The 18,989-nt window shown below is 39.6% G+C and carries 20 protein-coding genes; 8 read left to right on the top strand and 12 right to left on the bottom strand.

The features are described 5' to 3' along the window. Nucleotides 1-130: 130 nt before the first annotated feature. Nucleotides 131-454, bottom strand: a complete 324-nt coding sequence (locus V5N63_RS03285) for a hypothetical protein (RefSeq protein ID WP_332032821.1) — start codon at nucleotides 452-454, stop codon at nucleotides 131-133. A 318-nt stretch (nucleotides 455-772) separates the two neighbouring features. Here V5N63_RS03285 and V5N63_RS03280 point away from each other — a divergent pair, with 318 nt between their 5' ends. The 3 genes from V5N63_RS03280 (at nucleotide 773) to V5N63_RS03270 (ending at nucleotide 3,882) form a co-directional block, all read left to right on the top strand. Continuing rightward, the gene (locus V5N63_RS03280) at nucleotides 773-1,105 is read left to right on the top strand and encodes a YegP family protein (RefSeq protein WP_332019260.1); all 333 of its coding nucleotides are present in this window, start codon (nucleotides 773-775) and stop codon (nucleotides 1,103-1,105) included. A 72-nt stretch (nucleotides 1,106-1,177) separates the two neighbouring features. Next, complete coding sequence (locus V5N63_RS03275; protein ID WP_332032820.1) at nucleotides 1,178-3,436, top strand: cation:proton antiporter domain-containing protein; 2,259 nt, start codon at nucleotides 1,178-1,180, stop codon at nucleotides 3,434-3,436. 2 nt (nucleotides 3,437-3,438) lie between these two features. Continuing rightward, nucleotides 3,439-3,882, top strand: coding sequence for a phosphohydrolase (locus V5N63_RS03270; protein ID WP_332032822.1), 444 nt, complete (start codon nucleotides 3,439-3,441; stop codon nucleotides 3,880-3,882). Here the strand turns inward: V5N63_RS03270 and rluF are convergent. The 6 genes from rluF to V5N63_RS03240 all read right to left on the bottom strand — a co-directional run bounded on the left by rluF (nucleotide 3,879) and on the right by V5N63_RS03240 (nucleotide 7,991). Beyond that, nucleotides 3,879-4,601, bottom strand: coding sequence for a 23S rRNA pseudouridine(2604) synthase RluF (gene rluF / locus V5N63_RS03265; RefSeq protein WP_332019258.1), 723 nt, complete (start codon nucleotides 4,599-4,601; stop codon nucleotides 3,879-3,881). The two genes, V5N63_RS03270 and rluF, sit on opposite strands and share 4 nt — an antisense overlap. Nucleotides 4,602-4,604: 3 nt before the next feature. Continuing rightward, on the bottom strand, nucleotides 4,605-5,159 hold the full coding sequence (locus V5N63_RS03260; protein WP_332032819.1) for a hypothetical protein: 555 nt from the start codon (nucleotides 5,157-5,159) through the stop codon (nucleotides 4,605-4,607). Next, nucleotides 5,160-5,861, bottom strand: a complete 702-nt coding sequence (truB, locus tag V5N63_RS03255; RefSeq protein ID WP_332032818.1) for a tRNA pseudouridine(55) synthase TruB — start codon at nucleotides 5,859-5,861, stop codon at nucleotides 5,160-5,162. It lies immediately after the preceding gene. 26 nt (nucleotides 5,862-5,887) lie between these two features. Continuing rightward, nucleotides 5,888-6,700 (bottom strand): undecaprenyl-diphosphate phosphatase, encoded by an 813-nt coding sequence (locus V5N63_RS03250; protein WP_088468910.1) that lies wholly within the window; start codon nucleotides 6,698-6,700, stop codon nucleotides 5,888-5,890. An 85-nt stretch (nucleotides 6,701-6,785) separates the two neighbouring features. Beyond that, nucleotides 6,786-7,088 (bottom strand): DUF3098 domain-containing protein, encoded by a 303-nt coding sequence (locus V5N63_RS03245; RefSeq protein WP_332032817.1) that lies wholly within the window; start codon nucleotides 7,086-7,088, stop codon nucleotides 6,786-6,788. Between the two features lie 3 nt (nucleotides 7,089-7,091). After that, nucleotides 7,092-7,991 (bottom strand): cell division protein FtsX, encoded by a 900-nt coding sequence (locus V5N63_RS03240; RefSeq protein ID WP_332032816.1) that lies wholly within the window; start codon nucleotides 7,989-7,991, stop codon nucleotides 7,092-7,094. Between the two features lie 130 nt (nucleotides 7,992-8,121). On the opposite strand from V5N63_RS03240, the gene rsmA reads away from it, so the two are divergent. After that, on the top strand, nucleotides 8,122-8,889 hold the full coding sequence (gene rsmA, locus V5N63_RS03235) for a 16S rRNA (adenine(1518)-N(6)/adenine(1519)-N(6))-dimethyltransferase RsmA (RefSeq protein WP_332032815.1): 768 nt from the start codon (nucleotides 8,122-8,124) through the stop codon (nucleotides 8,887-8,889). Here rsmA and V5N63_RS03230 read toward each other — a convergent pair. From V5N63_RS03230 to V5N63_RS03210, 5 genes are all read right to left on the bottom strand, one after another. After that, nucleotides 8,886-9,443 carry a DUF1003 domain-containing protein gene (locus V5N63_RS03230; RefSeq protein WP_332032814.1) on the bottom strand — a complete coding sequence of 186 codons (558 nt, stop codon included), beginning with the start codon at nucleotides 9,441-9,443 and terminating at the stop codon, nucleotides 8,886-8,888. The genes rsmA and V5N63_RS03230 overlap by 4 nt on opposite strands. A gap of 24 nt (nucleotides 9,444-9,467) precedes the next feature. Then, the gene (locus V5N63_RS03225; RefSeq protein WP_332032813.1) at nucleotides 9,468-10,232 is read right to left on the bottom strand and encodes a TIGR02757 family protein; all 765 of its coding nucleotides are present in this window, start codon (nucleotides 10,230-10,232) and stop codon (nucleotides 9,468-9,470) included. A 1-nt stretch (nucleotide 10,233) separates the two neighbouring features. After that, nucleotides 10,234-11,151 carry a ribonuclease Z gene (locus V5N63_RS03220; protein WP_332032812.1) on the bottom strand — a complete coding sequence of 306 codons (918 nt, stop codon included), beginning with the start codon at nucleotides 11,149-11,151 and terminating at the stop codon, nucleotides 10,234-10,236. A 173-nt stretch (nucleotides 11,152-11,324) separates the two neighbouring features. Further along, nucleotides 11,325-14,588, bottom strand: coding sequence for a c-type cytochrome biogenesis protein CcsB (gene ccsB / locus V5N63_RS03215; protein ID WP_332032811.1), 3,264 nt, complete (start codon nucleotides 14,586-14,588; stop codon nucleotides 11,325-11,327). Nucleotides 14,589-14,738: 150 nt separating this feature from the next. Next, nucleotides 14,739-15,389, bottom strand: a complete 651-nt coding sequence (locus V5N63_RS03210; RefSeq protein ID WP_332032810.1) for a protein-L-isoaspartate(D-aspartate) O-methyltransferase — start codon at nucleotides 15,387-15,389, stop codon at nucleotides 14,739-14,741. 91 nt (nucleotides 15,390-15,480) lie between these two features. On the opposite strand from V5N63_RS03210, the gene V5N63_RS03205 reads away from it, so the two are divergent. The 4 genes from V5N63_RS03205 to V5N63_RS03190 are packed head-to-tail and all read left to right on the top strand — an operon-like array spanning nucleotide 15,481 to nucleotide 18,985. After that, entirely contained in the window at nucleotides 15,481-16,443 is a 963-nt protein-coding gene (locus V5N63_RS03205) for a Gfo/Idh/MocA family protein (RefSeq protein ID WP_332032809.1), read from the top strand. Between the two features lie 17 nt (nucleotides 16,444-16,460). Further along, on the top strand, nucleotides 16,461-17,279 hold the full coding sequence (locus tag V5N63_RS03200; protein WP_332032808.1) for a M23 family metallopeptidase: 819 nt from the start codon (nucleotides 16,461-16,463) through the stop codon (nucleotides 17,277-17,279). Between the two features lie 3 nt (nucleotides 17,280-17,282). Next, nucleotides 17,283-18,167, top strand: coding sequence for a class A beta-lactamase, subclass A2 (bla, locus tag V5N63_RS03195; RefSeq protein ID WP_332032807.1), 885 nt, complete (start codon nucleotides 17,283-17,285; stop codon nucleotides 18,165-18,167). Continuing rightward, nucleotides 18,167-18,985, top strand: coding sequence for a M23 family metallopeptidase (locus tag V5N63_RS03190; protein ID WP_332032806.1), 819 nt, complete (start codon nucleotides 18,167-18,169; stop codon nucleotides 18,983-18,985). Before bla ends, V5N63_RS03190 begins: the two co-directional genes overlap by 1 nt. Nucleotides 18,986-18,989 lie beyond the last annotated feature (4 nt).

The raw sequence follows: 18,989 nt of genomic DNA, 5'->3' as shown, positions 1-18,989 counted from the left end.
ATGTAGAGAAAGGTCATTACTAGAAAGTAACTTCATAACATTATCTTAAACGCCTCGGGAAACTGGGGCGTATTTTATATCCGTCTTCTTTATTAGTTTCATAAAAAATCAATCTTGATAACAATTTCCCCTACCTCCTCAGCAACCCCCTCAAAATCTCTACCTCCTTTTCCAGTTCCGCTATTTTTGGGTCGGTTTTTACAGGAAATTTTTCCGGGTAACGGGCAATAAGATCCGACAGCAGATCGTAATTCAGCGCCATCGAGAGTTTCCAGATGATCCCAAACTGCAGCGAGGGCTGCTTATAATACGCGTGCACCGAGCTGGTGGAAACGCCTAACCTTCTTGCCGCTTCGGGCGTCGATACATGCAGCTCCCGGAGTTTCGCACGGAGAAACTCCCCAATATGAGGGTACGGATGAGCGCCAGATTTCAAATAACGGTGTGTTGACATAACCCAATGATTATATGGAGATTAAAAGTACATTATAGAATTAACAGAATCATATTTACGTCTAAAACTGCAGATTTTTAGGCTCAATTTTATTCGTTGACGTCTTAGACCCAAAGTTTTATGTCTAAAACTACAATAATATTATCTTAATCTTAAATACATCAATCTTAGATGTAATAATTTATATATAAGATTTAAAATTTGTACCTTTTCAATGAATTCAATCAGTTTTAAAGCTTAGAATCATTGAAAATTAAAGTTAAACGTTACCTGCATATCAATAATTTTCTTAATTTTAAGGAAACAAAATACATTACTATGGGCAAATTTGTAATTTCAAAAAGGAAAAACGGCGAATTTCAATTTAATCTGAAAGCCGGAAACGGACAGACCATTTTGGCAAGTGAAGGATATTCCACCAAAGCGGCCTGCGAAAACGGTGTGGAATCGGTAAAGAAAAACGCATCCGACGATTCGAAGTACGAAAGAAAAGAATCAGCAGGCGGCAAGTTCCACTTCAACCTGAAAGCCGGCAACAACCAGGTCATTGGCTCGAGTGAAATGTACGAATCTGCCGCGGGAATGGAAAACGGAATAGAATCCGTGAAAAAAAACGCCCCCGACGCCACAGTGGAAGAGGAAAAAGAATAGAAATTAACCAAGAAATGCTTTGAATAATTGAAGCATTTCTTTATTTTTGGGAAAAACCACGAAACACGCATTATGGGACATTTACCAAAGTTAATTGAGGATCTGGCATTAATATTAATCGTAGCAGCTTTTGTTGTTTTGATTTTTAGAAAAATCAAGCAGCCGCTGGTTCTGGGATATATTATTGCTGGTTTTCTGGTAAGCCCCAATTTCAAAATCTTTCCTTCAGTGGTTGATATGACCAATATTAAAACACTGGCCGAAATCGGAGTCATCTTCCTGCTCTTCAGTCTGGGTCTCGAATTCAGTTTCAAGAAACTCATGAATGTGGGCGGTTCGGCATCGATTACCGCTTTTGTGGAGATTATTTTCATCACCATTGCCGGCTATTATACCGGCCGCATGCTCGGCTGGAGTACCATGGACAGTATGTTCCTGGGCGGCATGCTCGCCAGTTCCTCGACCACGATTATCATCCGCGCTTTCGACGAATTGGGTGTAAAGACGAAAAACTTCGCAAAAATTGTATTTGGTGTTCTGGTAGTGGAAGATATTGTGGTGATCCTCCTCATGGTATTACTTTCGACTATTGCTGTCACCAAAGAATTTGAAGGTACACAAATCCTGTTTACGGTGGCTAAGCTGCTGTTTTTCCTTATCCTGTGGTTCCTGCTGGGAATCTTCCTGTTGCCGACTTTGCTTAAGAAATTAAAACCCTTAATCGACGAAGAAATCCTACTCGTTTTATCGATCGGGCTGTGTCTGGGTATGGTTCTGATTGCTGTAAATGCGGGCTTCTCTGCAGAACTCGGTGCATTTGTGATGGGATCCATCATCGCGGAAACTACCATGGCTGAAAAAGTAGAACATACACTTAAATCGGTGAAGGATCTTTTTGCTGCAGTGTTTTTCGTATCGGTGGGGATGATGATCGATTACGATGCAATGATCACCTATGCATGGCCTATTCTTGCTGTAACGCTGCTCACCTTATTCGGCAAGCTTTTCAGTTCAACTTTAGGAGCGCTGATATCGGGGCAGCCGCTGAAACAGTCGGTTCAGGTGGGAATGAGTATGGCCCAGATCGGGGAATTTGCGTTTATTGTGGCTACGCTCGGGCTATCTTTGGGGGTAATTTCAGATTTCCTGTTCCCTGTCGCAGTGGGTGTTTCGGCAATAACTACGTTTACTACGCCTTATCTCATCAAATTGTCTGAGCCTTTCTACAACTGGCTTGTGAAGGTGGTTCCGCCAAAATACATTGCCAAAATCAATAAATATTCTACCAATACCCAGAACATTCAGGCTGAAACCAGCTGGCAGACTATTCTGAAGAATTACGGCAGAATCGTTTTAATCAACGGTATCATCATCATTGCGATTTATCTCCTCTTCGCCCGTTTTATAATTCCGGCCATCAATGAAAATCTGGAAAGTAACGGTATTAAAAATATCATTGGGAACGCACTTCCGGTTCTCTTTATTCTTCCGTTCCTGTGGGCTTTAATGGTAAAAAGACCAAGTTCGGTAGCGTATAAAGAACTTTGGACAAAAACTAAATATAACCGCGGACCGCTGCTCATTATCGAAATTATAAGAATTATCTTCGGTATTGGAATTCTGGGCTTTTTCCTGGACCGGTTTGCCTCCACCACCATTTCCTTCTTTATTACGATCCCGGTCGCCATTATTCTTATGGTTGTATTTTCTAAAAGAATCAATAAATTCTATAACAGAATTGAAAAAAGATTCATTACCAACCTTAATGACAGGTCCGACAACCAACAGAGCGAAGCCATTACCCGCCTTGCCGGCAACTCTGAGGTCACCAATAACCTGGCTGCCTGGGATGTACATATTGTGGAACTCGAAGTGAAACCGCTGGCAGAATATATCGGAAAAACTCTTGTGGATCTGCAGTGGAGGGAAAAATACGGAGTGAACATAGGCTACATTAAAAGAGGCGAAAAGCTTATTCACACGCCCGGCCGGTCGGAAGTGCTGATGCCTTACGATAAAGTGGGAATTATTGCAACCGATGACCAGCTCCAGATCTTCAAACCTGTTTTCGACAGCCAGGAAATTGTTGTTGAAGAAGACATTAATCACATTAAACTCGGCAAAATTCTAATCAACCACCATTCACCGAAAAAGGGTCTTAGCATCCGTGAATCTGGCATCCGAGATAAAACCGATGGTCTGGTAATCGCAATACGGCGTGGCGATGAAAGAATCCTGAATCCGGATTCATCTGAAATTCTTCAGGTTGATGATATTGTATGGGTCGTAGGAAACCGAAAGAAAATTGAAAAACTGAACATCGAAATCTAATGATGAGCAAAGAAGAACTTTTAAACAAAGCCATAAGAATAGCCGAAAAAGCACATCGCGGACAAACGGATAAGTTTGGCACACCGTATATCGGCCACATCATCCGCGTTATGAATTACGGAAAAACGTATGATGAAAAAATTGTGGGTGTGTTGCATGACGTAATTGAAGACTGCCCAAAAATCACCTACGACTATCTTCTGCAGGAAGGTTTTCCGACTGAGATTGTTTTTGCGATAGAATGCCTTACCAAAAATCCGCCTGATCAGGATTATACAGAATTTATTAAACAGACCGAGAAATCTGCGCTTGCTGTGGCGGTAAAGCTGAATGATCTGCGAGACAATATGGATTTAACAAGGTTTACAAAACCACTCACCGAAAAGGACGCAAAAAGACTGAACAAATACCTTACAGCTTATCTCTATCTGAAGGAAAAATATTAATCCACCGTTTTTTCGGAATCTCCGAGTAAATCCTCGAGTTCTTTCATCTCAGCTGCGGTAAGATCACGCCATTTACCCACGGGTAAATCCAGTTTAATGTTCATGATCCTTATGCGCTTCAGTTTCTTTACTTCGTAACCCAGATACTCGCACATTCTTCGGATCTGGCGGTTCAGTCCCTGAGTAAGGATAATTCTGAAGGAGAGTGTATCGATCTGTTCCACCTCACATTTATTGGTCACGGTTCCCAGAATCGGGATTCCGTTTCTCATTTTATGCAGAAACTGAGGCGTAATGGGTTTATCTACCCGAACGATATATTCTTTTTCGTGGTTATTTCTCGCGCGGAGGATTTTATTTACGATATCGCCATCGGAAGTCAGTAAAATAAGCCCTTCACTGGGTTTATCGAGCCTCCCGATAGGGAAAATCCTTTTCGGATGATTGATGAATTCTACAATATTATTTCTTTCGCGTTTGGTATCGGTAGTACAGACAATCCCAACAGGCTTGTTCAGCGCGATGTACACATGTTCTTCTTCAGGCTTCCGGATGGAAATTCCATCGACAAGAATTTCATCTTCTTCCGAAACTTTCGTTCCCATTTCAGGAATTGTGCCGTTAACTGTGATCCTTCCCTGCTCCAGCATTTTATCGGCTTCACGGCGGGAACAGAATCCAACTTCAGAAAGATATTTATTGATGCGTGTTTTTTCCAAAACTTAAAGATTTTTGTTGCTAAAAATAATGATTCCATAGGACAGACTGATAAATATACTGCCCTCACAATCCAGAATCTGATCTTCTACAGCGACACTGAACAGATGCCCAAATCTTTTGCTTAACGGTTCAACCATCCCGGCTCCAATACCCACAAAACCTGCATTATCAGCAGCAGTTTGGTTGATTTTTGTTCCCATGCTTCCAAATAAATAGAAAAATTCCTCATCCCGTGGATCGCCAAGGAAAAATTTCGGTTGTACCATCGCATACAGAAGATGATAATTAGGATCAATATAACTGTAGCGTAAACCACCGCCAAGGGCAAACCAATTCAATGGCTGAATACCAATCTGTGCAGTAAAACCATAATTATATTTACCAGGCGGCAGCTGGCTCTTTTCGTAATCGGTTTTTGCTCTGCCATCCCGTATCATTTGTGCCAGGTCTAAACCGATATTGGTTTCAAGTGTACTGAAAGCCCCTAGTTTTGCAGCTTTTTCCTGACCAAAACCCAGAAATGGAAAAATTAAAAACAAAAGATAAAAATTCTTCATCTATAAATTTTCTTTAAAGCTAAATTCATTTTCCAAATACTGTGAAGAAGCATGTTCAATCGAATAATCACCGATTTTTGTCCTCCTTAAATTGGTAAGATACGCTCCAACACCTAAATCCTGACCAATATCGTGAGCCAAACTGCGGATATAAGTACCTTTCGAACAGCCCACGGTGAAGCGCAAAAAAGGCAAGTCGATTTCGATGTCTTTAAGATAATGAATTGTTGTTTTACGAGATTTCATTTCTACCTCCTCTCCTTTTCGGGCAAGATCGTACGCACGGTTTCCGTCGATTTTAATTGCTGAAAAAACCGGTGGTTTCTGGTCGATTTCGCCAACGAATTTGCTCAGTGTTTCGTGGATAAAATCTTCTGTAATGTGTGAATAATCCTGATGGAGAATTTCGGGTTTTTCGGTATCGTAAGATTCGGTTTGCACGCCGATTTTTATTTCGGTTATATATTCTTTGGGCGCATCCTGGATTTCCTGAATTTTCTTGGTGAATTTTCCGGTACACACAATCAGCAGACCCGTTGCGCGCGGATCTAAAGTTCCGGCGTGACCGATTTTGAATTTTTTCGGAAGATTAAATTCGTTTTTGAGTTTATACTTGAGTTTGTTCACCGCCTGAAAACTCGTCCAATCCAAAGGTTTGTCGAGTAATATGATTTGTCCTTCAAGGAAATCTTCTGATGTCATTTAATAACTAAAACTGGTTTAAAATGCTACTGAAACTGTGTAAAATAAATCAGCAACACAATTCCTACAACGATCCGGTACCAGCCCCACGGTTTGAAACCATACTTTGTTAGAACGCCGATGAAAAATTTAATGGCAATAACCGCAACCACAAATGCCACTACGTTTCCTACCAAAAAATACATCAAATTATCGCCCTGCATGATCATTTCGTAACCTTTTTGCTCCAGACCTTTGTGATTCCAGTCTTTCAGGAATATTGAATATACAGAAACTGCAAGCATCGTAGGCACGGCAAGAAAAAAGGAGAATTCTGCCGCAGCTTTACGGGTAAGCTGCTGTTGCATTCCACCGATGATTGATGCGGCACTTCGGCTTGTTCCCGGCATCATTGCCAGACACTGCCAAAACCCGATAATCAAAGCACTTTTATACGAAACATCTTTCTCATCATCAATGACGTGTACTTTGAAGAGTTTGTCGATGAAAAGAAGAACAACTCCGCCAAGGATTAAAACAATGGCAATGGGAACCGGATCGCCAAGAACGGCTTCGATTTTATCATCGAAAAGTTTTCCCAAAACCAAGGCTGGTATTACCGCAACGGCAAGTTTTAAATAGAAATTAATATTCTTGAAATTGAAAAACTTTTTCCAGTAAAGAAAAACAACCGCCAGAATGGCTCCAAACTGAATGGAAACCTGAAACATCTTCACAAATTCATCTTCCTGAATACCGAAAATTGAACTGGTGAAAATCATGTGTGCAGTTGAGGAAACCGGTAGATACTCGGTTAATCCCTCGATAATTGCAATAAGAATTGCTCTGATTAAATCCATGAAATAGGTAAACTTTTAATTAAAAAACTTTGTCAAAGGCTACAAAAAAAGCTTTGACAAAGTCTGATATGTATTGTTGTAAATATTATTTGTTTCTTTTCAAAATCGCGTACACCTCAACTGCAAAACCCGCGATCACAAGCAAAGGTGCAATACGGATTCTTCGGATGGAAAAAATTCCCTCGTTCCAGAAATTCGGATCGTATTTTCCGTCCACCGTATTGGCATCAGCTCCCATCATCAGTAAAAAACCAACTACGATCAACGCTAATCCGATGAGCATGAGTTTGTAATTTTGCGGACCGAAATAAAAGGAATTTTCCTGTGGAAGATCAGCTTCTTTTCTGCCGAAAGCTTCTGCTGAGAAATTTTTATTTTTTTTACTCATTTTTTAAGAATAGTATAAATCATCAACATTTGATCTCAGGAATCTCCAGGTGGCAAAAATCGTACTCAGAACGGTGATGAGAACACCCAATAAGAAAATCCCGGCCACTAAAATAACAAGTTGATTATTATCCTGTGCGAAAGGAGTTCCGATTTGGGTGATAAAGTAATACCAGGCACCGAAAAGCACGACCAAACCGAGCACTGCACCTATAACACCTAAAATTACAGCTTCGAGAATAAAAGGCTTTAAAATAAATCTGCGTTTAGCTCCCACAAGCTGCATTGTTTTAATAATGAAACGCTTAGAGAAAATCTTAAGGCGTATGGAATTATTAATAAGAACTACCGCCAAAATTAAGAAGAGGATTGAAAATCCTAAAATCCACTTAAGAATATTGTTAAGGTTATTATAAACTTCTACCATCAGCGTGCTGTTGTTCTTCACATCCACAATTCCGGGAGTTGCTTTAATCTGTTTTATGGCTTCATCAATTTTCGCAGGATCTACATATTCCGGTTTTAACGCAACTTCCACAGAGGATGGAAAAATATTTTCTTCAAAAAGTGCGCTGGACTCAATCCCCATGCTTTTTTTCGCTTCAGCAGCCGCCATCTCACGGGTAATGTAGATGGCACGTTTAACCGGAGCTAATGCCTGAATTTTCTTAAAGGTTTCTGCTTCTCTCTTTACGGTTTTCGCAGAATCTTTGGCATCGAAATTTTCATCAAAATATGCATTTACCACAAGTTGCTCCTTGATATAATCTGAATATTTCTGAGCATTAATCAAAATCAATCCCATTAATCCCAACAAAAATAAAACCAGTGCAATACTCACGACAACGGTAATATTGCTGGAGCGCAGGCGTCTTTTGTTAAAATCCTCAACTGTCTTTGCCATTAAATAAAAAATTTCTGCTAAAATAGAAAAAAACTTCCGTAATTTGCGGAGAATCCAAGAAAATCGGTGTTAAAAAAAACATAAAGAAAGTCTTTTCAGCACCGGAATTCAGTTTAAGAATAACGATTTTATGAGCGTAAGAGCTAAGAAACATCTCGGGCAGCATTTCCTTACCGACGAAAATATTGCCAAAAATATTGTAGACGCACTAAGTCTTGAAAATTACAGTAAAATACTGGAAGTAGGTCCCGGAATGGGCGTGCTGACCAAATATCTTTTAGATAAAAAGGCTGAAATTTTCGTTGCTGAGATCGACCGAGAATCTATCGATTACCTTAAAAACCATTACCCAAAACTCGAAGACCAGCATTTTACCGGAGATTTTCTTAAAATCAATATCAGCGACGTTTTCAAGGATCAGGTAGCTGTTATCGGGAATTTTCCTTACAATATTTCTTCACAGATTTTATTTAAAATAATCGATTTCTATGATGATGTTCCGGAAATGGTGGGCATGTTTCAGAAAGAAGTTGCTGAAAGAACGGCTGCAGTTCCGCGTACTAAAGATTACGGAATCCTCTCGGTTTTGGTGCAGGCGCTTTACGATGTAAAATATCTTTTCACGGTTCACGAAAACGTTTTTAATCCGCCGCCAAAAGTAAAATCCGGTGTTATAAAACTCACCAGAAATCCAAAAGAAGGTTTGGCGGGTAACGAAGTTCTTTTCAAAAAGATTGTAAAAGCCGGGTTTAACCAGCGGAGAAAGAAACTTTCGAATTCGCTGAAAGTACTGGAGATTCCTGAAGCGCTGCAAAATCATCCGTTTCTTGAAAAACGTGCGGAAGAACTTTCTGTTCAGGATTTTATTTCATTTACAAACGAATGGAAAAACGCTTAATTCTCAGGCGTTTTTTCTTCGTTGTTTAATGCTTCATCTTCTTTTTTTAGACTTTCGAGCTGCAACTGAAGACTGGCAATCATTTCTTTTAAAGCTTTGATGTCGTTTTTATTTGAAGAAACGTTGCTTTTCAGCATTACATTTTTCGCCCGTTCGTTGTGATCCTCATCGTCTTCCTCTTCGGCGATGTCCTCGATATCTTCCTGAATATCATCAATATCTTCGCTGATTTCCTCAATATCTTCGCTGATTTCTTCGATATCGTCCTGAATTTCTTCAATATCTTCGCGGATATCATCAATATGTTCCTGACTTCTGTTCACCGACATCTGAATGAAAATAGCGAGGTAAATAGCTTCCAGAGAAAGAACGGTTGTTAAAACGAGCAGCATTTTATCAACGCTTACGATTCCAAAAACCGGCAGTAAAAATGCAGTAAGAAAAACTACGGAATGTACGAGAAGCGAAGGAATAGAGCCAATCCACCACATCACGCCATCGGTTACTTTTTCCAGAAACTGAATTTTCTTTTCGCGTTCTTCTTTTCTGCCCATCTTATAAATTTTGAGCAAATTTACTTAAAAATCCTTTGAAACACCCAAACCAAAAAGCGCGAAATCGTACTTTGCAGGATCATCCGCATTAAATTTTCTTAATACCGAATCGAGTTCTTCCACCGTTTTCCAGTCGTTTTGTTTTCGCTGGATCAGGTTGAGTTTGCGCGATATATTTCCGGTATGCACATCCAGAGGAATAGATAAATTTTTAGGATCAATATCTTTCCAGATGCCAAAATCCACGCCTTTTCTGTCTTTTCTTACCATCCAACGGAGAAACATCATCAGCCTTTTTGCGGAAGAATTTTTATAGGTTGAACTCACATGTTTGTGACTGCGGTGCTGAACATTTCCAATAAAATTCTGTCTGAAGCGTTCGAGCGCATGGTAGAAATTTCCTTCGTGTTCCTCAACTAAAAAAAGATGCTCCAGACTTTCGTTTTCGTTATAAATCCTCTTAAGATTGAGAATAAATTCTTTAAAATCTTCACCATCAAATGTCCGGTGAATACTTCTGTTTTGTAAGGTCTGCAGTTCTTTCAAAGAAACGTTTCGGATAAAATCATAAGGTGTTTGCTCCATAAAATCGAGCATTTTCTCTGCATCGTTGATGATGGCTTTACGGTTTCCCCACGAAATGGTCGCTGTTAAAAAACCGGCAATTTCGATATCCTGTTTTAGAGAAAAGCGGTGCGGAATCTGGACAGGATCATTATCTATGAATTCGGGAGCATTGTAAAAATCTGCTTTTTCATCGAGAAAATCTTTTAATTCTGAAAAAGTCATTTTATCCGATTTTTACAGCCTCAAGGGCTTTGGGAAGAAAAGTGTTGGCGAAAACTTCGCGCGCTTCATCGGTAAACACATTTAAATCGTGATACCTGTTGGAAAAATGGCCGAGAATTAATTTCCCAACGTTTGCTTTTCTGGCGATCCGCGCTGCTTCCAGTGCTGTGGTATGACCAGTATAATCTGCCATATCTTTTAATTCGTGCAGAAAAGTAGCTTCGTGATAAAGTACATCTACATTATCGATGATGGGCAGAATAGATTCGTGATATCTTGTATCGCTACAAAAAGCGTATGATACAGATTTTGAAGGTTCTGTGGTCAACACATCATTTTTTAAAACATAACCGTCGCTTAAAATAAAATCTTTACCGAGTTTTAAATTATGGTAATCACAGGTTTCGATTTCGGGATATTTTGCGATTTCCTTCATGTTAAGATGACGCTCTTTTACTTTCTCCCGGAAAAGGTAACCGTTACAATAAATCCTGTGGTTGAGTGGAATCGTAAAGACTTCGATCTTGCTGTCTTCAAAAATTTTAACAGATTTTTTGCTTTCAAGCTCATGATAAACAAGTTCAAAACCTTTGTGTGTTTCGGTAATTCTGAAGATGGTTTCCAGCATTTCCTTTATGCCTTTGGGACCATAAATATGCAGTGGTGTTTCCCTTCCAAGAAGCCTGAAAGAGGCGATAAGTCCGGGCAACCCAAAAAAGTGGTCGCCATGAAGGTGCGAAATAAAAATATGGTTGATCTTAGAAAATCTCGCTTTCGCTTTGCGGAGCTGAACCTGCGTACCTTCACCACAATCAATTAAAAAAGCACGTTCTTCCATTTCCAGAAACTGTGCTGTAGGTGCGGAATTCACTGTAGGAATTGCCGAATTAAAGCCGAGAATAGTAAGATAGGTGCTCAAAACTGTGAATAGATATTAGTTTTCGAATTTCAGAAGTACAAATCTAATGATTATTTGGTGATTTTTCACCAAATGAAAACAGAATGGCCAGCGGATTTATGAACAATTTACTTTTTTAAAATACATAAAAAAATCCCGGAAATAATTCCGGGATTTTGATATTAAAATTATTGCTAAGATTTTTCTATCTTCTTGAAACGGAAATAAGAAACCGCCGCAAGGGTAAACATAAACGCTGTACCGATATATACCCAGGCCGGAACCGGAACCGGATCACCAGCAGCATACGAATGCAGACCGCTCAGGTAATAATTCACTCCAAAATAGGTCATTACAATCGTACTGATTGAGAAAAGTGCTGCTACATGGAAAGCCCATCTACCGCGCAGCCCCGGAACCAATCGCATGTGAAGTACAAATGCGTAAACCATTACCGAGATAAATGCCCAGGTTTCTTTAGGATCCCAGCTCCAGTAACGGCCCCAGGATTCGTTTGCCCATATTCCACCTAAAAATGTACCTACAGTTAAGGCGTAAAGACCAATGGTAAGCGACATTTCAGATACAATCGTAAGCTCTTTAATCGTAGTATCATTATGAATTTTGTACACTTTCTTGTTAGAAAAAATATAAAACATCAAAACAATAATCGCGATAACCATGGAAAGTCCGAAGAATCCGTAACTCGCTGTAATAATCGCAACGTGAATAATAAGCCAGTACGATTTAAGTACAGGAACCAAAGGCGTAATCTGCGGATCAAGCGCCGAACCGCCATGCGCAAAGCCCATCATAATTACCGCTACCATAAATCCGGCTGCCGGAATAAGTGCGTTGGAATTTCTGTAAAGCATCAAACCTGCGGTAATACCGACCCAAGAGATGAAAATGATGGCTTCGTAACCGTTACTCCATGGTGCGTGACCGGAAATATACCATCTTGCCACCAAACCTAAAAATTGGAAGAAATATCCTACAAGACCTATTAGAATAAGACCTTTGATGATCTTGCTGAAAATTTTGTTTGGTCTGAATAACTCAATAAATCCTAAAACAAGTAGTAAACCTCCAATTATGGTATAGAAAATCAACAAGTGAAAATTGATATTCACTTTGTTCATGAACACCTCCAGATCAACTTTAGATTTTGAAGGGACTACGTTTTTACCCCATGTCTGCTGGTATTGTGAAAGCTTCTGAAGTTCGGCATCAGCTTTACTCCAGTTTCCGGATTTTTGCGCGGCCAGCACTTCGGAGAAATACGGACCCATTACTTTCTGGGATTCCATATCCGGTTCGAAATTCTGATCCAGCCAGGAATGCCATGTGTTGTTCGGATCGTTCTGTACGGGAACAATACGCATAAACTGCCCGCTGAAAAACTCGTTAAATGCCTGAACACGGTCGTTAACGGCAATTACCTCTTTATCGTAATTCGACTGCTCTGCCGGTTTTTTACGGAATGCTTCCTGATAATCCTCTTCTAAAACATAATGCAGATTTCCCTGTGCATCTGCGGGGAACAACGACATTAGTGTAGTATAACCGTCTTCGTTTGCTTTTGTTTTTTTCTTAAGTTCGTCGCCGCCTTTTGTACCAACTTTAATGATAGGAACCATTGTCCAGCTTGCGGTATCGGTATTAATTGATAAAAACCACTGGTTTGCAGTTAAATACTTCCCATCGGACCCGCGGAATGCATCTTTTTTGTAAAGTTTTCTTAAAACATCCAGTGCCTGTGTGTTCATCGGAACAATACGGCCTTCATAATTCTGCACTAATAAATAGGCAAATTTATCCGCATGCTCTTTACTGATCGTGTTTCTTGCAATAATTTCATCGGCGGTAATAGGACGCGGAGATCTTAACGCTAAAGAATTCTGCTGTTTTTTTGGAGTTGGTTCTTCTAAAAGCAAATCTGCATCGCTGCCGTGGTTATGTCCATCGTTTGCGGAATGGGTGGTTTTAGGCGCTCCATCCGTGCCGTGGGTGTCGATTTTCTGCGCAGATAAATTTAAACTCAGCAAAAGCAACACAGCCATTGCTGTTCTTTTCTTGTTCACGTCCTTCAGCATTTTATTAAGCTTCCAAAAATGAGTTCCTTTCCAGAAGAAAATCACAAACATACCCAAAAACAGGAAGAAATATCCGATATAAGTAATCAGCGTTCCCCAGAAATCGTGGTTAACCGAAAGCACGGTTCCCTGTCTGTCCGGATCGAAACTTGCCTGGAAAAATCGGTATCCGCCGTGATTTAAAACGTTATTCATATAAATTTTGTAAGGAGTCTGTTTGCCACCGTCAATAATCTGAACATGGCTTTCGTAGGCACTTGGGGACGAACTTCCCGGATAAGTTTCCATCACGAAATCATCTAATTTTAGTGAGAATGGCGTGTTATATACCTTAGGCCCAAAACCGAGGATCATATTCATCCCATCCAAAGAAATTTGCTTAAAAGCGTTGGGATTTCCCTTTTCTACCGGTAAATCTACCAGAATTTTGGTTTTGGGTCCCTGTACTTCTACGGTAAGCTGGTCAGCCGCATCCTTGTCTTTTTTCCGGTCGCCTTCATAGGCGATAAGTTTGCCTTTCTTCAGACCTTCCGGAACAACCAGTTTCAAGTCATTTACAGTGTATAGACTTCTAAGAACCAAAGGCTGTGCTTCATCTTTTTTGGTAGTTCCTGTTGCCTGGGTTGCCATCGTCATATATTCAGCGTCGACTGGTGTTTTAATCATTAAATTCCCGTTCGTGTTGCTGAATTCCACCGCACCTTCGATTGCGCGGTTAAAGGTCACCAATGTTCCGTTGATCGATTTGGATTCGCCGGATTTAATATAAATATTTTCACGGCCCGACTGTCCTGTGGAAACTACATGCAGATATTCGGTTCCGGTATTTCCCACAATTAAACTGTCTTTTTTTCTCTGAATAAAATCAACCGCTTTTACAGAAACCTGCTTGCCGTGATAATCGTAAGTTGCTTTGAAGTTTTTGTGAAGCGGCGACATGAGGTAAGGAACATCCTGATAATTCAGAATATCACCTTTTTCCTCGATCTGAATTTTAAAGAAATTTTTATCCGTAATTACTTCGTTGGAAGTTTCGCCTTCGCGAATATGCATAATTCCTTCGTAGCTTATATATCTGGTAATTGCACCGCCGATGAAAATTAAAATAAATGAAAGGTGAAATACCAAAACAGGCCATTTTTCTCTCTTCCAAAGCCGGTATCTTGAAATATTCCCGATGAAGTTAAGAATCAGCAGCAACATTATTGCTTCAAACCATTTCGCTTCGTAGATAAACGCTTTCGCGGTAGGGGTGCCGTAGTCGTTTTCGAGAAAGGTCGCGTAGGCCATGGCAAAGGCATAAACCAGCAACAGAACCGCCATTGTACGGGTAGAAATAAGAATACTTTGGATTTTTTTCATTTTAAGAAACTATCAGATTTATATAAGTTCAAATAGCTGCAAAAATACATTCAAAATTCTGAAATAGCGAATCTGGGATATGTTTTTTGTCAGGTTAAATTATTTTTTTCACACAAAAACACAGCACTTTACTGTCTTTTTCACTGTGATTTATTGATTCGTACTGTTAAGCATCGGGACAAATTTGTAAGCTCCGAATTCTTCTTTTTCGAATTCCTTTTCTGATTTTTTTGTGAACCTAGTAAGAATCTGCTCGTCGGTTTTTCCTAAAGGAATTACCATTTTTCCGCCTACTTTTAACTGATGCAGAAGTTCGGTAGGTAAAATCTCGGCACCGCAGGTTACTAAAATTTTATCGAATGGAGCAAAAGTAGGTAACCCCGCAAAGCCATCACCAAAACTTTGAAATTTCGGTCTTAAATGGAGTTCACGCAATTTCTTTTGTGCAAAATCATGTAGTTCTTTTTGGCGCTCTACCGTATAAACCCAGGTATTCATGGCAACCAGCACTGCAGTCTGGTAACCGCTTCCGGTTCCGATTTCCAGGACTTTTTCTTTTTCCTGAAGTTCCAGAAGTGCCGTCTGTTCGGCTACTGTTGACGGATGTGAAATCGTTTGTTTCGCAAGAATCGGAAATGCGCGGTCCTGGTAAGCAAAGTCTTCAAAGATGCTTTCAAGAAAGAGATGCCGCGGGACTTCGTTCATCGCTTTCAACACGTTTATATCACTAATCCCAATTTTGTCCCGGAGATATTCTACTAAAATTTTTCGTTTTCCTTTATGTAAAAATGAATCCTGCATCGCACAAAAATACTGAATAGATTTGATAAAACAGAACGCCGCATTCAGATATCTGCCATCTAATTATTATCTTTACCAAAATTTATTTTCTATGCTTAAAGCAGGTTTAGTGGGTGCCGGACATCTCGGTAAAATTCATTTAAGATTATTAAATCAGTCGGAAAAATATAAACTCGTAGGGTTTCATGACGCTGACGCTGAAAACGGAAGAAAAATCGAAGCAGAATTCGGTTACCGTTATTTTGAGCGGTTTGAAGATTTACTTCAGGAAATCGATATGCTTGATATTGTTACTCCTACGGTCTATCATTACGACTACGCGATGAAAGCGATTGAAAACCGCAAACATTTCTTCATCGAAAAACCCGTGACCCAAACCCTTAAGCAGGCAGAAGAGATTTTGTACAAATGCCGCGAATTCGGCATCAAGGCTCAGGTTGGCCATGTGGAAAGATACAATCCTGCCTTTATAGGTTCCCGCGATTATATTCAGGATCCCATGTTTATTGAAATTCACCGTTTGGCAGAATTTAATCCCCGCGGGACTGATGTTTCTGTTGTGCTGGATCTGATGATTCACGATTTGGATATTCTTCTTTCTATCGTAAAATCTAAGGTTAAAAATATTCATGCCTCCGGTGTTGCTGTAGTATCGAAATCCCCGGATATCTGTAACGCAAGAATTGAGTTCGAAAACGGCTGTGTAGCAAATTTAACGACTTCCAGAATATCAATGAAATCGATGCGCAAGTCCAGATTTTTCCAGAAAGACGCTTATATTTCTGTAGATTTTCTGGAGAAAAAAGCGGAGGTTATCCGCATGAAAGAAGCGCCCGAACATCCTACCGATTTCGATATGATCATTGAAAATGCTGAAGGCGAAAAAAACCAGATTATTTTTGAATATCCAAACATACAGGCCAATAACGCTATTTTAGACGAGCTCGAAAGTTTTGCTGATGCCATTACTGAAAATAAAAATGTAGAAGTTTCCCTGGAAGACGGTACTGAAGCTCTGAAAGTCGCACTGGAAATTGTAAAGTTGATTTCATAACCTTGAAATTGAGAAAAATGAGGAAAATCTTCTTTATCCTATTGGCTGTTTTTTATACAACATCTTTTGCACAGGACTCCATAAATTTAAAAATTTATAGGGAAAACATAGGGAAAACCTTCTACCTGTACGCTGATAATGAAGAGTTTGCTCCGGTTTCAGTCGAGTACACTTTTACCTCGGAAAACATGAGCTCTTCCCTATCAGATAAAAGCCTTCTGATAATTCCTGCAGCCAAAAAAAGACATCAGATAACCGAGTTAAAACCAATAGATCCCAACATGGGTACAAAATTTAATTATGATGTTTATTTTGTACTTGGTGATGTAAATACAACTGCGGTTAAGCACGATTTTGTTTATTCTCTTCCGTTTGAAAAAAATAAAAAACATCAGATATACCAAGGCTACAACGGTTTCTTTTCCCATCATAACGCATTTTCACTCGATTTCAGTTTAAAAGAGGGTGAAAAGGTGAACGCAGCAAGAGGAGGTAAAGTGGTATCGGTACTGACAGCAAACTCTAAAAACTGCCAGACCAAAGAATGTGCAAAATATAACAACAGAATTGTGATCCTTCATGATGATGGAACGTTAGCAGAATATGTACATTTAAAGTACGGCGGATCCGTCGTTAAACCTGGGGAAGATGTAGCCACCGGTCAGCTTATTGGTTACAGTGGTAACACAGGATGGTCTAAAGGCCCCCACCTTCATTTTTCCGTATATATAAATAATATTGACGGTACCCGAAAGTATTTAAAAACCAAATTTAAAGTAGCTGAAAGCAGTACGCCTGTTTACCTTTCGGAAAAACATACTTATACCAACCTATAAACCATGAGGAAATATCTTTTACTCACCATAATCTTAGTTTCGGGGTTTTGTTTCTCACAAAATTTAAAAAAGGAAATTCTCCAGATCACCAAAGGTAAAAACGCTACCGTAGCTGTCTCGGTACTCGATTTCGAGAAAAATAATTCGGTACACATCAACGGTAATAAAAAACTTCCAATGCTCAGTGTCTTTAAATTTCACATTGCTTTGACGGTCTTAAATGAAGTTGATCGCGGAAAACTCGATCTTGACCAGAAAATTTTCATAAAAAAATCAGATCTTTTAGAAAATACCTGGAGCCCGATCCGGGAAAGATTTCCGGAGGGAAATATCGAAATACCTCTACGCGAACTCATTAAATATACCGTTGCAGAAAGCGACAACAACGGCTGTGATATCTTACTGAGGTTAATAGGCGGCACAGAAACCGTTCAGAAATTCATCAACAGCAAAGGCATCACAAACTTCACCATTAAAGCTGATGAAGAACAGATGCACAAAAGTTTTGAATTTATGTACCTGAATGTCACAACGACCAATTCCGCAAATCAATTGCTGCAAGATTTTTTCAGTAAAAAGATTGTTTCGAAAACTTCCACGGACTTTCTCATGACCACCCTGCTGGAAACTTCCACAGGAAGAAATAAAATCATTGCTCAACTTCCTGAAAATATTCCTGTTGCCCACAAAACCGGTTCTTCGGGAAAAAATGAAAAAGGTTTAACTATCGCTGAAAACGACATCGGTATTGTAACGCTTCCGGATGGAAGGCATTACGCCATCAGCATTTTTGTTTCCGATTCCATGGAAAGCGAAGCCACAAACACTAAAATGATTGCAGATATTTCTAAAATAGTTTTTGATTATTTTAGCAAAAAATACTTTTGATGAAGAAGATTTTCGCACTATTCCTGTTTTTCTTTTCTGTTTTAGTTTTGTCGCAGAAAAAATGGGACCTTAAATTCTATAACGAACTTGTCGGCAGCGAATATGTAATTTACGCTGATAACAGCGAAGTTATGCCTATGTCGGTGAAGTTCAGTTTTAAAATGACTAATCTTAAAAGCTCACTTGCAAACGACAGAATTATCGTAGTTCCAGCCAATACGAAAAGATTTTTCGTGGCAAAAATTACGCCTGTAAATACCAGCGAAGGCAACCAGTTCTCATATACCACTACTTTTAATTTCGGGAATGCGATTCAGGAAGATTTTGATGAAGATTATCTTTATGCCCTGCCCTTTGCGAACGGAAAAACACATTTGATATTCCAGGGCTATTACGGAAAATTTTCGCACCAGAAAGATGCCGCGCTGGATTTTGATCTAAAAATAGGAGACCCTGTTTACGCTGCCCGAGAAGGAACTGTTGTTCTCACCGAAGATTCTAACCACCACGGTTGTCCTACGATTTCCTGTGCAAAATTCAATAATAAAGTTTTGATCATGCACAGCGACGGCACTTTTGCTGACTATGCACATCTAAAATATAAAGGTGTTGCAGTAAAAAAAGGTAACGAAATAAAAAAAGGTCAGCTTATCGGTTACAGCGGTAATACAGGCTTTTCAAGCGGCCCGCATTTGCATTTTGGCGTTTTCATCAACAGAATTGATGGCTCCAGAACATTTATCAAGACAAAATTTAAAACTTCCCAGGGCGAAGGAATTCTCCTAGAGGAAGGAAAAACTTACACCAGAAACGATTAATAAA

The sequence above is a fragment of the Kaistella sp. genome (assembly GCF_032060305.1).
In the GTDB taxonomy this organism is placed as follows: Bacteria; Bacteroidota; Bacteroidia; order Flavobacteriales; family Weeksellaceae; genus Kaistella; species Kaistella yananensis.
Note: the sequence above shows the minus strand (reverse complement) of the source record. Positions and strands in the feature narration are given on the sequence as shown.